Source organism: Thalassovita sp. (assembly GCF_965218685.1).
Classification (GTDB): Bacteria; Pseudomonadota; Alphaproteobacteria; order Rhodobacterales; family Rhodobacteraceae; genus Thalassobius.
Genome location: NZ_OZ244657.1, coordinates 3323682 through 3338295, shown reverse-complemented (window position 1 = coordinate 3338295; position 14614 = coordinate 3323682). Strand labels below are relative to the sequence as shown.

The window sequence follows — 14614 nt, the reverse complement described above, 5'->3', positions numbered from 1 at the left end:
TCCGGTGCACGCCCTAAACTGTTCGCGAACAGGAGGGCGAGATGCGTTCATTTGACGAGATTTTTCAGATTGCGGCTGACCGTAAAGGCGGGGCCGACGCGCTGGAGGGGATGCTGAAATCCCCCGTGCCGGTGGCTGAATTGGCCGCGCGTCCGGCCAGCGATTGGTTGCAGGAAATGGCCCGCGCGGTGTTTCAGGCGGGCTTTAGCTGGACGGTGATCGAAAACAAATGGCCAGGGTTTCGTGATGCTTTTCACGAATTCGACGTGGATCGCGTGGCCTTTTACCATGACGAGGATATGGACCGTCTGTTGGCCGACAAGGGGATCGTGCGCAACGGGCGCAAGATTCAGTCGGTGATCGATAACGCGCGGATGCTGCGGGATCTGCAGGACGAAACCGGGGATGTCAGCGGGTATCTGGCCAACTGGCCGGTGTCAGAGCAGGCCGATCTGGTGACAACGCTGGGCAAACGCGGCGCGCATTTGGGCGGGAACACTGCGATGCGAGTGCTGCGGGTGATGGGCTGGGATGCCTATGTGACCTCGGGTGATGTGACCAAGCGTTTGATCGCCGAGGGTGTTGTTGACAAGCCTCCGACCTCGAAAACCGCGATGAAGGCAGTTCAGGGGGCGTTCAACGATTGGCATGATCAGTCGGGCCGTCCGATGACGCAGATCAGCCAGGTGCTGGCGATGAGCGTGGATTAGCACCAAAGGCCGCCGCGCCAGTCGTGCGGTTCGGAATTGAGTATTTTGAGAGCAAAGAAGCAGGGCGCGGTGGGTTATGCACCGCGCCCTTTCGTTAGGTTTTAAAGACCCGGTAGATCGCCGGGATCACCAGCACCGTTAGCAGGGTCGAGGTCAGCAGTCCGAACAGCAGTGAAATCGCCAGGCCCTGGAAAATCGGGTCTGCCAGGATCACCACGGCGCCGATCATGGCCGCGATGGCGGTCAGCAGGATGGGTTTGAAGCGGATGGCGCCCGCGTCGATCAGCACCTGTACCTTGCCGCGGCTTTCGTCGGCGTGGCGGATGAAGTCCACCAGAAGGATCGAGTTGCGCACGATGATCCCAGCCAGAGCGATGAACCCGATCATCGAGGTCGCCGAGAACGGCGCGCCAAACAGCCAGTGGCCGAAGATGATACCCAGGAAGGTCAACGGGATGGGCGTCAGGATCACCAGTGGCAGGCGGAAGCTGCCGAATTGTGCGACCACCAGGATGTAGATGCCCAGCAAGGCCACGCCGAAGGCAGCGCCCATATCGCGGAAGGTAACATAGGTGACCTCCCATTCGCCGTCCCATAGCAGGGTGGTTTGGGACTCGTCCTCGGGTTGCCCATAAAGGCTGATGGCGGGCTTGGTGCCTTCGGCCCAGTCCATGTCATCCAGTGCGGCGGCGACGTCGATCATGCCGTATAGCGGCGCTTCGAAGTTTCCGGCCAGCTCGGCTGTGACCATTTCGGCATAGCGGCCATTGTGACGGAAGATCGGGAAGGAGGCGTATTCTTCGCTGACCTCGATCACGTCGCCCAGTTCCACGACGCCGCGCGCGCCGGGCAGGACGTTGGCGGGGATGGGCGTGGACAGAAAGGTTTCATCCAGCACGCGCAGGCCCTTGTCCCGTTTGATCATGATCGGGATGGGGTGGCGCCCCTCGCCGCGGTGCGAATAGCCCACGGTTTGGCCAGCATTCAGCAGGGCGATCGTGTCGAACACATCCTGTTCCTGGACCTGGAAAAATTCCAGATTGTCAGTGTTGACCGTGGCGCGCAGGCGGCGCGGCTGGGTGCCAAAGCTGTCGTCCACATCCACCACGTAGGGCACGGTTTCAAAGGCCGCACGGATCTTGGTGGCCGCTTCACGGCGCGCCTCGGGGGTGGGGCCATAGACCTCGGCCAGCAGCGTCGCCATCACCGGGGGGCCGGGTGGGGGTTCAACCGTTTTCAGGCTGGTTCCGGCGGGTACGTCGATCTGGTTGATCATCTGGCGGATCTCCAGCGCCAATTCGTGGCTGGAGCGTTCGCGGTCATGTTTCGGCGTTAGCAGGATCTGCACGTCACCCATATGAGGCCGTTCGCGCAGATAGTAGTGCCGCACCAAGCCGTTGAAATTAAAGGGCGCGGCGGAACCGGCATGGGTCTGGGCCGAGACGACCTCGGGCAGGTCCATCACCATGCGCGCGATGGATTGGGCCACGGCGTCGGTCTGTTCCACGCTGGTGCCCTCGGGCATGTCGATGACCACGGACAGTTCGGATTTATTGTCAAAGGGCAGCAGTTTGACGGTCACGTCCTTGGTGTAAAGCGCGCCCAAAGAGCCGAAGGACAGCACCGCCGTGATCAGAAGAAAGCTCAGGCTGATGCCCTTGGATTTCAGGATCGGGCGCGCGATGGCGGCATAGGCGCGGCCCATCACACCGCCGTCATGACCACCGTGATCACCGCCTTCGGCATGGGCCGGGGCCTTGCCCGCAACCTTGAGCATCAGCCAGGGCGTGATCATCACGGCCACGAAAAAGCTAAAGATCATCGCGGCACTGGCATTCGACGGAATGGGCGACATATAGGGCCCCATCAGCCCCGACACGAACAGCATCGGCAGCAGGGCGGCCACAACGGTCAGCGTGGCGACGATGGTGGGGTTGCCCACCTCGGCCACCGCGTCAATCGCAGCCTGCTTGCGCTCGCGTCCGTCCTTCATGCCCCAGTGGCGGGCGATGTTTTCGATCACCACGATGGCGTCATCGACCAGAATCCCGATCGAGAAGATCAGCGCGAACAGCGACACCCTGTTCAGCGTGTAGCCCATGATCCAGGCCGCAAACAGCGTCAGCAGAATGGTCACGGGGATGACAATCGCCACCACGATGGACTCGCGCCAGCCGATGGCCAGCAGCACCAAGCCGATGATCGACACGGTTGCCAGACCAAGGTGGAACAGCAGCTCGTTGGCCTTTTCATCGGCGGTTTCGCCATAGTCGCGGGTGATCTGAACCTCGATCGTGTCGGGGATCAGGTGGCCCTCGGCCATGTGAACCTTGTGCAGGATTTCCTCGGCGACGACGACGGCATTGGCGCCTGCACGCTTGGCCACGGCCAGGGTGACGGCGGGCGCGCGGTAAATCTGCCCATCATGTTTGGAGACATTGGCGGTGATCTGGTCCGAGGTATCCCCGATGAATTCCACATCCGCCACGTCACTGACATAGACAGGGCGCGCATCGCGGGTGGTGACCAGCAGGCTGGCGATCTCGGCCGGGGTGGTCAGGGTTTCGCCCGCCACAAGGTCGATCATCTGGCCGCCATCCCGCAGCTTGCCGGTGTTCAGGGACTTGTTCGCGCCCTGCACCTTGCCCGCCAGCTGTTGCAGCGTCACGCCATACAGCGCCAGCCGGTCCGGGTCGGGGGTGACGCGGATCGCCTCGGGGGCTTCTCCGACCAGATAGGTCAGGCCCACATCGCCGATTTTGGACACCTCGGCGCGCAGCTCGCGCGCGATGCGGGTCAGGTCATTGGCCGTGATGTCGTCATGTCCCGGTTTGGGCGACAAAGTCAGCGAGACAATCGCCACGTCATCAATCCCGCGCCCCACGATCAGCGGTTCGGGGATGCCCACGGGGATGCGATCCATATTGGCGCGGATCTTGTCATGCACCCGCAGGATGGCCGCATCCGCCGAGGTGCCCACCACGAAACGCGCGGTAACCATGGCGCCGTCATCCTCGGTTTGCGAGTAGACATGCTCAACGCCATTGATGCCCTTGACGATGGTCTCCATCGGTTCGGTGACCAGTTTGACGGCGTCAGGCGCCTTCAGGCCGGGGGCCTGCATGTGGATGTCTACCAGCGGAACCGAGATTTGCGGCTCTTCTTCGCGGGGCAAGGTGATCAGCGCCACGATCCCCACGGCCAAAGCGGCGATGATGAACAGCGGCGTCAGCGGAGAGGTGATGAAAGCGCGCGTCAGCCCGCCCGCAATGCCCAGTTTTTGCGGCTCACTCATGGCTGGCCTCTTTGGCATCGGTCAGCACGTCACCTGCGTTCAGGCCGGTCAGAATTTCCACCATGCCATCCTGGGCCACGCCAGGAACGACAGTTTTAAGGATCGGGGCTCCACCCTGAAGAACAGCTACGAAATCAAGGCCTTGGCGTGTGATCAGCTTGTCCTGTGGGATCACCAAGGCCATGCGTTCCCCGACCGGGATGCGCACGAGAACACGCGCATCGACAAAGGTATCGGGCAGACCAGCAACCTCGACATCGGCGATCACACGGCCGTTTTCGATCTGGGGATAGACGCGCACCAATGTGCCGGTCGCGCCCTCGATCTGGATGTCGGCGCCGACCTGAAGCGCGGTGGCGTGGCGCTCGGGGATGGCAAGGCGCAGGAAGAACCCGCCACCACCAACTGTGGCTACGGCCTCGCCCGGCATCAGAACAGCGCCCTTGGTGACGGGTACGTCCAGCACACGGCCCGCAGCAGGGGCCAGAACGGTGCCCTCGGCGGCTTGTTGTTCAATGACGCGGCGGTTGGCGGTTGTGGCCTCGATCTGGCCGGTCAGAACCTCGACCTGGGTGCGCAGGGCGTCCAGCCGCTGCACGGTGGTGACGCCGCGCGCCAACAGCTCTTCTCCGCGGGTCAGTTCAGCCTCGGCGTTCTCCAGCTGCGAGTTCAGCGACTGCAGCTGCGCATCAATCGCGCCCAGTTGAAAGTTCAGCTTTTCATCCACAATCCGGGCTAAGGCCTGTCCGGCAGTGACCTGATCGCCCTCGGTCACCTCAAGCGCAACCAGTGTGCCGCCGATCCGGGCACGGGCGGGAACGCGGTCGCGCGCTTCGATCCGGCCATAGACAGCTTTCCATTCAGTGACAGGAGTTGGGGCCAGCGGGGTGTCCGACTGGGCCATCGAGGCCAGCGGCAGCAGACCAAGCGCCAGGGCTTTCAGCAGAGGTTTCATCGTCGGGGTCCTTTCGGCTTGGGTTGCAAGCTTACACATTCTGAAAAAAGAATATGTTATGGCGACTGAAATATCAAGCCCCCACGCATACACCCGGAAAATACTGTTACGAGTCGTGCCACGCACGGTGACCCGGCGCTTTGCGATAGGTCAAGCGGTCAGTCGCTGAACGTAAACTCGGGCAGGACGGTAAAGGCTTCGCGCAGCGCATCGCCCCATCCGCTGGAAATTTCGTTGAAATAAGGGTCATCCGCATCAACCCGGAAGGTGCGGCCGATCTTCATGCTGTCCTTTTCATAGACATGCACGTCCAGCGGCGGCGCAACAGACAGGTTTGCCTTTATGGTCGAGTCAAAGCTGACCAGCAGTAACTTGATCGCTGCTTCGAAGGACATATCCGGGTCATAGGCACGCAGGATGATCGGACGGCCGTATTTCGTCTCGCCAATCTGGAAGAAGGGCGTATCTGCGCCGGCCTCGACAAAATTGCCCTCGGGATAGATCAGGAACAGGCGCATTTCGCCGTCACCGACCTGACCGCCCACCAACAGCGTGGCGTTGAAGGCGCTGTCGGCGCGCTGGCCGGCATCCGCGTTTGCGGCAATCACCTCTTTCAGCGTGCGCCCCACCAGTGTGGCCACCTGGAACATCGAACTGGCCGATAGAATATCTGGGTCACGCTCGGCCACCTCTTTCGAGCGTTCTGACAGGATGCTGATCACCGCCTGAGTGGTGGCCAGATTGCCCGCGCTCATGATGGTGATGGCGCGCTCGCCCGGGATTTCCCACGTTGTCATCTTTTTGAACGTCGAGATATTGTCCACACCCGCATTGGTGCGGGTATCGGACATGAAGACCATTCCTTTGTTCAGACACAGGCCAACGCAGTAAGTCATGTTCGTCGAATCCGATTCCTAAGTGCTGCCTCTATTGATCAGTCTGACTCTGAACTTTCAAGGCGACGTGAAGATCTTCGGACCCCGAGCCATGCCGGATACCATGAACAGGCGCGGCGTCGCGGTAATCGCGGCCCACGGCCACGCGGACGTAGCGGTCATCGGGGCAGATCGCGTTCGAGACATCAAAACCGACCCAGCCCAGGCCCTCGATCCAGACTTCGGCCCAGGCGTGGGTTGCGTCCTGCTCTTCCTGGCCATCGATCATCAGGTACCCCGAGACATAGCGCGCCGGTAGCCCGAACAAGCGGGCGGCGGTGATCATGATATGAGCGTGGTCCTGACAGACGCCGTGACCTGCTGACAGGGCGGCCTCGGCGGTGGTGGCTGAATCCGTGTGGCCGGTTTCATAGCGGACCTTGGCAGCAATGGCCGCGGTCAGGCGATGCATATGGGCCAGCGGGGCCTCGTCCGGTTTAGGCTTTGTGTCCGCGACCAGCTTGCGCAGAGCCTTGCCAGGCGTGGTCAGCGGCGTTGTTGCCTCGTACAGCCACAGCGGTGTGTGGGTCTTGTGAGTGCCCACCACGCCGGCACGATCTTCGACAGACACGGTGCCCGCGCAGGAGATGGTGACCGAGGTCGCCTCGGGGTCCACAAGGATCAGATCGACGTGATTGCCATACTCGTCATCAAAGCTCAGCTGCCGCGTGGCACCTTCGATCTGGGTGGCCCATTGTTGTACCAGTTGGCCGTGGCCATCGCGGGGTTTTAGCCGCAGTTGGAGCAGGGCGTAAGAATCGGGGCTGTCGTAAGTATATGTGGATACGTGGGAAATATTCAGAATCATGAGCCTAGCCGTAAAAGCGGAAGTCTTGTTCGATCTGGCTGGCCAGCATCGCGGTTTCGTGGATCGAGCTTTCCAGATACTCGTGCAGCCCCTCGTCGAATACATCCACAACGGCGCGGTCCCTGAACCGGGCGACGCAGGTTTCCGCCTGGTCCTGGCAGGGCAGGCGGGAGCCGTATTCGTTTTCCAGCAGGGCCAGGTTTTCCTGGATCTTGCCATGACAGAAGGCCAGGCTGCGCGGCATCCGGCGGTCAAGGATCAGAAAGTCGGCAATGGCGCTGGGCGTGGGATCGCCGCCATGCAGCCAGGTAAACGAGCGTTCTGCACCGACCGAGCGCAGGATATTCTCCCATTGGGTGTTGTCCACTGACGAGCCCACGAACGAGGCCGAGGGCAGCAGCACATAGTATTTCACATCCAGAATCCGCGCCGTGTTGTCAGCACGCTCCAGAAATGTGCCAAGGCGGCAGAAATTATAGATATCGTTGCGCAGCATCGTGCCGTGCAATGTCCCGCGCACGATGGCGGTGCGGTTGCGGATCTCGGCCAATACCTGCGCCAGGTTTTTCTCGGTTACCGGGCGGGCAAGCAGGGCCTTCATCGTCATCCAGTATTCGTTGACGGCCTCCCAGACCTCGGCAGACAAGGCCGTGCGGACCAGCCGCGCGTTTGACCGCGCCAGTCCAATCGCAGACAACACCGAGGACGGATTATCCCCATCCCGCAGCAGGAAATTGATGACATTGCGCGCCTCGAAATCCTGAAATTTCTCTTCGTACAGAAACCGAATACCGGCCGTGTTGATCACGCTTTCCCACTCGTCTTCGCCCGTGCGGGTCAAAGAGATGCGCCAGCCCGCGTCCAGCAGGCGCGCGGTGTTTTCGCAGCGTTCGATATAGCGGAACATCCAAAAGAGGCCGCCAGCGGTTTTTCCCAGCATCGTCTTAGTCCCCCAGCACCCATGTGTCCTTGGTTCCGCCACCCTGTGACGAGTTCACTACCAAAGAGCCTTCTTTCAACGCCACACGGGTCAGGCCGCCCGGCGTGATGTGCACCTTGCCGGGCGACACCAGAACAAAGGGCCGCAGATCCACATGCCGCGGCGCCAGGCCCTTTTTGGCCATGATCGGCACGGTGGACAGGGCCAGCGTCGGCTGCGCGATATAGTTCCAGGGCTTGGCGCGCAGTTTCTTTTCGAACGCGGCCAGTTCGCGCTTGCTGGCGGCGGGGCCGACCAACATGCCATAGCCGCCTGATCCGTGGACCTCTTTCACCACCAGTTCGGGCAGGTTATCCAACACGTATTTCAGGCTGTCCTCTTCAGAGCAACGCCAGGTTGGCACGTTTTGCAGGATCGCTTTTTCGCCCGTATAGAACTCAACGATATCAGGCATGTAGGAATACAGCGCCTTGTCATCCGCGATCCCGGTGCCCGGCGCATTGGCGATGGTGATGCCGCCCGCGCGATAGACATCCATGATGCCCGGAACGCCCAACATTGAATCCGGGTTGAAGTTCAGCGGATCCAAATAGTCATCATCCACGCGGCGATACAGCACGTCGATCGCCTTGAAACCGCGGGTGGTGCGCATGCAGACCCGTCCGTCCACGATCCGCAGGTCATGAGATTCGACCAGTTCAGCCCCCATCTGATCGGCCAGGAAGGCGTGCTCGAAATAGGCCGAATTATAAATCCCCGGCGTCAGCACCGCGACCTCAGGGCGATCCCCGTTAAAGGCAGGCGGCGCACAAGCGGCCAGAGACCGACGCAGGCTTTGCGGATACGAGGAAACCGGCCGCACCTTAAGCTTGGTGAACAACTCGGGGAACATCTGCAGCATGGTTTCCCGGTTTTCCAGCATATAGCTGACCCCCGAGGGCGTGCGGGCGTTATCCTCGAGCACGTAAAATTCGTTCTCGCCTGTGCGCACCAGATCGGTGCCGACGATATGCGTGTATACTCCGCCGGGTGGGTTCACACCGACCATCTGGGGCAGAAACGCCTCGTTCTTGGCGATCAGGTCTTTGGGGACGCGCCCGGCACGCAGGATTTCCTGACGGTGATAGATGTCATACAAAAAAGCGTTGATGGCGCGGACACGCTGTTCGATCCCTTGTTCCAATCGCGCCCATTCGCGGGCGGATATAATGCGTGGCACAATGTCAAAGGGGATCAGACGTTCGTCTGCCTCCTGTTGGCCATACACATTGAATGTAATACCGATCCGGCGAAAGAACGCTTCGGCTTCTTGCGATTTATTGCGCAGATGCTTGAGGTCTTCCTGGCCGAACCATTCGCTATAGAGGCTGTACGGATCGCGCGGCGCGCCGGAACCGTCGTACATCTCGTCAAAAAAGCTTGGTTTCGTGTCCATGATCCCGCGTGTGTCGAGAGTTGAAAGTGTTTCGATTTGATGACGCCAATTCAGGATGTACAAGAGAGAGGCGTCTAAATTGTTGGCAGGGTCCGGCGTGTCGCCTAATTTTTAATCATTCGGGTCTGGGCGCGCACGGTGACAGTTTCGTGAAACCTGCGTGGATGACGTTGCGCGCTGCTTGACCGGCGCGGTGCAGCGGCGCAGGTAGGAAAAGATCTGAGCCCACGGAGAGACAGATGGACGACATTTACGATCTGTTCGTGATCGGTGGCGGCGTGAATGGTTGCGGCATCGCCCGTGACGCAGCCGGGCGGGGTTTGCGCGTGGCCCTGGCCGAGAAGGGCGATCTTGCGGGCGCGACCTCGTCTGCCTCGACCAAACTGTTCCACGGCGGGCTGCGGTATCTTGAATATTTTGAATTCCGCCTTGTGCGCGAGGCCCTGATCGAGCGCGAGCACCTGCTGGCCGCCATGCCTCATATCGCCTGGCCGATGCGCTTTGTCCTACCGCTTTCGCGCGATATGCGGTTTGAGGGCGAGACACCCACCTCGCGTTTGCTTAGCCGCGTGATGCCCTGGCTGAAGGGGCGGCGCCCCGACTGGATCATCCGTATGGGTCTGTTCCTGTATGACCACATGGGCGGCCGGAAAATGCTGCCGCCGACCCGCAGCCTGAGCTTGGCCGAAGACCCCGCGGGGGATGCGCTGCAACCGCAGTTTGCCCGCGCTTTTGAATATTCGGATGTCTGGGTGCAGGATTCGCGCCTTGTTGTTCTGAATGCGCGCGACGCTCAGGCCAGGGGTGCTCAGATCATGGTGGGCACGCGGGTGCTGTCGGCGCGGCGTGCGGACGATCTGTGGGTGATTGAGACCGATCAGGGCACATATCGCGCCCGCGCCCTGGTGAATGCTGCTGGCCCCTGGGTGCGGCAGGTTCTGGGCCAGACCGGAGTTCGCTCGGCCGCGCGGGTGCGGTTGGTGCGGGGCAGCCATATCTTAGTGCCGCGTATCGCTGATCATGATCGGTGTTATTTCCTGCAGGGGCCCGATGGGCGGATCATATTTGCCATCCCCTTTGAGCAGGACTTTACCATGATCGGCACCACGGACATGGACCACGAAGATCCGGACACACCCCCGACCCTGACCGGAGCAGAGCGTGATTACCTGCTGGAATTCATCAACCGTTATCTGGCCAAGCCTCTGACAGAGAATGATATTATTCACAGTTTTGCGGGGGTCAGGCCGCTTTATGATGACGGGGCCAGTGCGGCGCAGGCGGCGACGCGGGATTACGTGTTGGAACTGGACAGCGATGGCGCGCCGCTTTTGTCGGTGTTCGGCGGCAAGATCACCACCTATCGAAAACTGGCCGAGCACGCGCTGGAGAAACTGGCACCCAGCTTTCCCCGGATGTCTGGGGCTTGGACCGCTCGCGCGCCCTTGCCCGGTGGCGATTTTCCCGTGGCTCAGGCCGCGTCCCGTACCGATGCCCTGAGGGCTGACTATCCCTTTCTCAGCGCGCGCGATGCGCAACGGATGTTCCGGGCCTATGGCACGGACGCGTCCGGGATACTGGGTGACGCCAAAACCCGCGCTGATCTGGGCCGTGATTTCGGCGCTGGCCTGTCCGAGGCCGAGCTGCGCTGGATGGTCACCCACGAATTCGCCCGCACCACCGAGGACGTTCTGTGGCGGCGCTCGAAACTGGGGCTGGTGATGACGCCCGAACAAATCGAAGGGGTTGCCAAGTTCCTTAGCGAAAGACTGGCCCCCGCCTGATTTCTGCGCCAGATTGGACGTATGAGGGAGGGCACAAGATGGCACCGCAAGCAGGCTATATTCTGGCGCTGGATCAGGGAACGACGTCCTCGCGGGCGATCGTATTTGACGCACAGATGCAGGTGGTTTCTGTCGGGCAAGAGGAATTTGCCCAGCATTTTCCCGCCTCGGGCTGGGTCGAGCACGCCCCCGAAGACCTGTGGCAAACCACGTGCCGCTCGGCCCGGGACGCGCTGGCGCAGGCTGGCCTAAGCGCTGCCGACATTGCTGGCATCGGCATCACCAACCAGCGCGAAACCACGCTGCTGTGGGATGCCGAAACCGGAGAATGCCTGCACAACGCCATTGTCTGGCAGGACCGGCGCACCGCCGATATTTGCGCCCAACTGCGCGACGCCGGACACGAGGACATGATCCGGAAAAGCACGGGCCTGCTGCTGGATCCGTATTTCTCGGCCACGAAACTGAAATGGCTGCTGGATAACGTCGAAGGTGCCCGCGCGCGGGCCGAGGAAGGAAAGCTGCGCTTTGGCACTGTTGACAGCTTTCTGATCTGGAAACTGACCGAGGGCCGTGTGCACGCCACCGATGCCACCAACGCGGCGCGCACCATGTTGTATGATCTGCACAGCGGCGATTGGAGCCCGCAGATATGCGAATTGCTGGATATTCCCATGTCCCTGTTGCCGCAGATTAAGGACTGCGCCGCCGACTATGGCGTGACCGCGTTGCTGGGCGGGCAGACGCCCATTCTGGGGGTCGCAGGGGACCAGCAGGCTGCGACCATCGGGCAGGCCTGTTTTCAGCCGGGGATGATGAAATCCACTTATGGAACGGGTTGTTTTGCGCTGCTCAATACCGGGGACACGCCGGTTCTGTCCGAAAACCGTCTGCTGACCACTGTGGCCTATCAACTGGACGGGCAGCGGACCTATGCCTTGGAGGGCGCGATTTTCATTGCCGGAGCGGTGGTGCAATGGCTGCGCGATGGGTTGGGGATCATTGAAAAGGCCAGCCAGACAGGCCATCTGGCTGAAACCGCGGATCCCGAACAAGACCTTGTGATCGTACCCGCCTTCACCGGCCTTGGGGCGCCCTATTGGTCACCGGAGACGCGCGGGGCGGTGTTTGGACTGACGCGCAACTCGGGGCCGGCCGAGTTTGCCCGCGCGGCCCTGCAAAGCGTTGGTCTGCAAACCCGTGACCTGCTGGAGGCGATGCAGGCCGATTGGCCCGGCGCGGCCAGTACGGTGCTGCGGGTTGACGGGGGTATGGCGGCCTCGGATTGGGCGATGCAGTACCTCTCGGGCATTCTGGGTGCGCCGGTTGACCGGCCGCAAGTGCTTGAAACCACGGCCAAAGGCGCCGCTTGGCTGGCGGGTATGCACGCGGGGATATACCCCGATCAGGCTGGCTTTGCCGCTCAGTGGCAGGCCGAGCGCCGGTTTGAGCCGGACATGAAAGCGGATGAACGTGACGCTGCCTATGCCCGCTGGAAACGCGCCGTAAGCGCCGCGATGCAGGTCTGAGAGGTTTCGCTCGACAGGCCCGGCGCAAGCAGCAATAAGGGCGGCATAACCTTTGGAGACCCTCATGACCTGCCAGCTTTGCGGCGCCAGCGACGCCACCGAAACCTCTGTTCTGCCGCGCGACGAGACGGTCCTGCTGTGCCAGACCTGCGCCGAAGGGGTCAGCGATAAACCCGTGGACGGCCCCCATTGGCAATGCCTGAACGACGCGATCTGGAGTACTGAGCCCGCCGTTCAGGTTCTGGCCTGGAGGTTGCTGCACAAACTGGACGCCGCCTGGGCAAATGACCTGCTGGACATCGCCTATCTGGAGCCCGAGGTGCTGGCCTGGGCCGAGGCCGGCCAAAGCGACGAGCCGGACGTTGTCCACCGCGATTCAAACGGGACGGTTCTGGCCTCGGGGGATACGGTTGTGTTGATCAAGGACCTGTCGGTCAAAGGGGCAGGCTTTACCGCCAAGCGGGGCACGGCAGTGCGCAATATTTCCTTGGTATCGGACAATGCCGATCATATCGAGGGCCGTGTCGAGGGCCAGCGCATCGTGATCCTGACGCAGTTTGTCAAAAAATCCTGAGCGAGGGGCGCTGCCCCTCTGCGCTGCGCGCATTCACCCCGGAGTAATTGCGAGCAAAGAAGCGGGTTTTAGATCAGAAGCTCGATCAGGCTTGGGCCGGGGGTGGCGTTGGCGCGGTTGATTTGCGCGATCAGGGTTTCGATCGTTTCTGCGCGGGTGGCGGGGATGCCGAAGCCTTTGGCGATGGAGAGCCAGTCGGGTACGGGGCGGTCGAGGTTGAAAAGTTCGTCTGCGGCGGCGCCCATCGTGGCCCCGACGGCGGCCATCTCGCCTTGCAGGATTGCGTAGCTGTTGTTTGACAGGATCACGGTGGTGACATTCAGCCCTTCGCGGGCCTGTGTCCAGAGGCCTTGGAGGGTGTAGAGGGCGGAGCCGTCGGCTTGCAGGGCGACCACCCGCCGGTCAGGGCAGGCCACAGCGGCGCCGGTGGCCATCGGGATGCCAAGGCCTATCGAGCCACCGTTCAGGTGAAGGTAGTCATGTGGGGCGGCTGTCCAGAACGAGGGTAAAAGCGCGCGGCCGTAGCTGACGCTTTCGTCTACGATAATCGCGTTTTCCGGCAGGGTTTGCTGGATGGCCGCGCCCAGAAGCTCGGGGGTTGGCGTGCCCGTCGGGGTTCCGTGGTCGGGGGTTTGCGGCTCGGGCGCAGCCGTTTTCGCGCCGACGGCCTGGGCGATGGCATCCAGCGCGGCCAGGTGATCCTGATCGGGGCGGGTGACCATATGGCAGGTGCAGCCCTCGGGCATCGGGGTGTTGGGTTTGCCGGGATAGGCAAAGAAGTTCACCGGTTCGCGCGCACCGATCTGGATGATCTGTTCGGTGCCGGCCAAGGTCTTGATCGAGAGGTCCACGTTATAGGGGATACGTTCAATCGGGACACGGCCGCGGCCCGCTTGAAGGCGGGGGATTTGCGACAGGGTCATCAGGCGCGCGCCGGTTTTGTGGGCGATGCGGCCAGCGATTTCCAGCGGGGCCTCGCGCAGGGCGCGGTTGGACAGCAGCAGCACGGTTTTCTTGCCGTTGCTCAGCATTTGCGCGGCGCGGTCCACGGCCAGGCCAGTGGGGCCTGTGGGGGCGGCGGGGGGCAGGTAGTCGGCGGTTTGGCCGCCTTCGGTCCAGGCCGCATCCGAGGGAAGGATCAGCGAGGCCACGCCGGGGGCTTCCATACTGGCGCGGATACCCTCCATCGCGTCGGCGGACACACGGGCCGGATCGTTGCTGCGGCGAGTCCAGATAGACAGGGTTTGCGCCAGCGCGGTGGTGTCCGCGGTCAGCGGCGGGTCCAGCGCGACGATGCTGTCGGCCTGATCGCCAATGAGGTTCAGCACGGGGGTATTTGCACGGCGCGCGTTGTGCAGGTTGGCCATCCCATTGGTCAGGCCGGGGCCGCAATGCAGCAAGGTCACGGCGGGTTTGTCCATCATCCGGCCATAGCCGTCGGCGGCGCCGGTCACAACGCCCTCGAACAGGCCCAGAACGCAGCGCATCCCCGGGTGACGATCCAGAGCGGCGACGAAATGCATCTCGGATGTGCCGGGATTGGCGAAACATGTGTCGATGCCTGCGTTCAGCAGGCTTTGGACAAGGGCCTCTGCGCCGTTCATGAAAAAACTCCCTCTCGTTTCCGAAAGGGAGTTTGCATGTTTCTG

At 61.9% G+C, this 14614-nt stretch carries 11 protein-coding genes; 4 read left to right on the top strand and 7 right to left on the bottom strand.

Annotation, left to right across the window (positions count from 1 at the left end):
• Positions 1-41 precede the first annotated feature (41 nt).
• Positions 42-710, top strand: coding sequence for a DNA-3-methyladenine glycosylase I (locus ACOQOQ_RS16530; protein ID WP_420568074.1), 669 nt, complete (start codon positions 42-44; stop codon positions 708-710).
• A gap of 94 nt (positions 711-804) precedes the next feature.
• Here the strand turns inward: ACOQOQ_RS16530 and ACOQOQ_RS16525 are convergent, their stop codons facing one another.
• The 6 genes from ACOQOQ_RS16525 to ACOQOQ_RS16500 form a co-directional block, all read right to left on the bottom strand.
• Entirely contained in the window at positions 805-4005 is a 3201-nt protein-coding gene (locus tag ACOQOQ_RS16525; protein ID WP_420568073.1) for an efflux RND transporter permease subunit, read from the bottom strand.
• A complete protein-coding gene (locus tag ACOQOQ_RS16520; RefSeq protein ID WP_420568072.1) occupies positions 3998-4960 on the bottom strand; it encodes an efflux RND transporter periplasmic adaptor subunit in 963 nt (320 codons plus the stop codon). The genes ACOQOQ_RS16525 and ACOQOQ_RS16520 overlap by 8 nt, the downstream gene beginning before the upstream one ends.
• 158 nt (positions 4961-5118) lie before the next feature.
• Positions 5119-5856 (bottom strand): peptidase, encoded by a 738-nt coding sequence (locus ACOQOQ_RS16515; RefSeq protein ID WP_420568071.1) that lies wholly within the window; start codon positions 5854-5856, stop codon positions 5119-5121.
• Between the two features lie 31 nt (positions 5857-5887).
• Positions 5888-6703 carry a transglutaminase family protein gene (locus ACOQOQ_RS16510; RefSeq protein WP_420568070.1) on the bottom strand — a complete coding sequence of 272 codons (816 nt, stop codon included), beginning with the start codon at positions 6701-6703 and terminating at the stop codon, positions 5888-5890.
• A gap of 4 nt (positions 6704-6707) precedes the next feature.
• Complete coding sequence (locus tag ACOQOQ_RS16505; protein ID WP_420568069.1) at positions 6708-7643, bottom strand: alpha-E domain-containing protein; 936 nt, start codon at positions 7641-7643, stop codon at positions 6708-6710.
• 4 nt (positions 7644-7647) lie between these two features.
• A complete protein-coding gene (locus ACOQOQ_RS16500) occupies positions 7648-9078 on the bottom strand; it encodes a circularly permuted type 2 ATP-grasp protein (RefSeq protein WP_420568068.1) in 1431 nt (476 codons plus the stop codon).
• 239 nt (positions 9079-9317) lie between these two features.
• Here ACOQOQ_RS16500 and glpD point away from each other — a divergent pair, with 239 nt between their 5' ends.
• The 3 genes from glpD (at position 9318) to ACOQOQ_RS16485 (ending at position 12965) form a co-directional block, all read left to right on the top strand.
• On the top strand, positions 9318-10862 hold the full coding sequence (gene glpD / locus ACOQOQ_RS16495) for a glycerol-3-phosphate dehydrogenase (protein WP_420568067.1): 1545 nt from the start codon (positions 9318-9320) through the stop codon (positions 10860-10862).
• 38 nt (positions 10863-10900) lie between these two features.
• Positions 10901-12391 carry a glycerol kinase GlpK gene (glpK, locus tag ACOQOQ_RS16490; protein ID WP_420568066.1) on the top strand — a complete coding sequence of 497 codons (1491 nt, stop codon included), beginning with the start codon at positions 10901-10903 and terminating at the stop codon, positions 12389-12391.
• Between the two features lie 64 nt (positions 12392-12455).
• Positions 12456-12965, top strand: coding sequence for an alkylphosphonate utilization protein (locus tag ACOQOQ_RS16485; protein WP_420568065.1), 510 nt, complete (start codon positions 12456-12458; stop codon positions 12963-12965).
• Between the two features lie 68 nt (positions 12966-13033).
• Here ACOQOQ_RS16485 and ACOQOQ_RS16480 read toward each other — a convergent pair whose 3' ends face one another.
• Positions 13034-14569: an acetolactate synthase large subunit gene (locus ACOQOQ_RS16480; protein ID WP_420568064.1), complete on the bottom strand. Its 1536-nt coding sequence runs from the start codon at positions 14567-14569 to the stop codon at positions 13034-13036.
• Between the last annotated feature and the right edge of the window lie 45 nt (positions 14570-14614).

Coding starts and splice junctions, on each gene's coding strand:
- ACOQOQ_RS16530 (WP_420568074.1), top strand. CDS start 42: ATGCGTTCATTTGACGAGATTTTTCAGATTGCGGCTGACCGTAAAGGC.
- ACOQOQ_RS16525 (WP_420568073.1), bottom strand. CDS start 4,005: ATGAGTGAGCCGCAAAAACTGGGCATTGCGGGCGGGCTGACGCGCGCT.
- ACOQOQ_RS16520 (WP_420568072.1), bottom strand. CDS start 4,960: ATGAAACCTCTGCTGAAAGCCCTGGCGCTTGGTCTGCTGCCGCTGGCC.
- ACOQOQ_RS16515 (WP_420568071.1), bottom strand. CDS start 5,856: ATGACTTACTGCGTTGGCCTGTGTCTGAACAAAGGAATGGTCTTCATG.
- ACOQOQ_RS16510 (WP_420568070.1), bottom strand. CDS start 6,703: ATGATTCTGAATATTTCCCACGTATCCACATATACTTACGACAGCCCC.
- ACOQOQ_RS16505 (WP_420568069.1), bottom strand. CDS start 7,643: ATGCTGGGAAAAACCGCTGGCGGCCTCTTTTGGATGTTCCGCTATATC.
- ACOQOQ_RS16500 (WP_420568068.1), bottom strand. CDS start 9,078: ATGGACACGAAACCAAGCTTTTTTGACGAGATGTACGACGGTTCCGGC.
- glpD (WP_420568067.1), top strand. CDS start 9,318: ATGGACGACATTTACGATCTGTTCGTGATCGGTGGCGGCGTGAATGGT.
- glpK (WP_420568066.1), top strand. CDS start 10,901: ATGGCACCGCAAGCAGGCTATATTCTGGCGCTGGATCAGGGAACGACG.
- ACOQOQ_RS16485 (WP_420568065.1), top strand. CDS start 12,456: ATGACCTGCCAGCTTTGCGGCGCCAGCGACGCCACCGAAACCTCTGTT.
- ACOQOQ_RS16480 (WP_420568064.1), bottom strand. CDS start 14,569: ATGAACGGCGCAGAGGCCCTTGTCCAAAGCCTGCTGAACGCAGGCATC.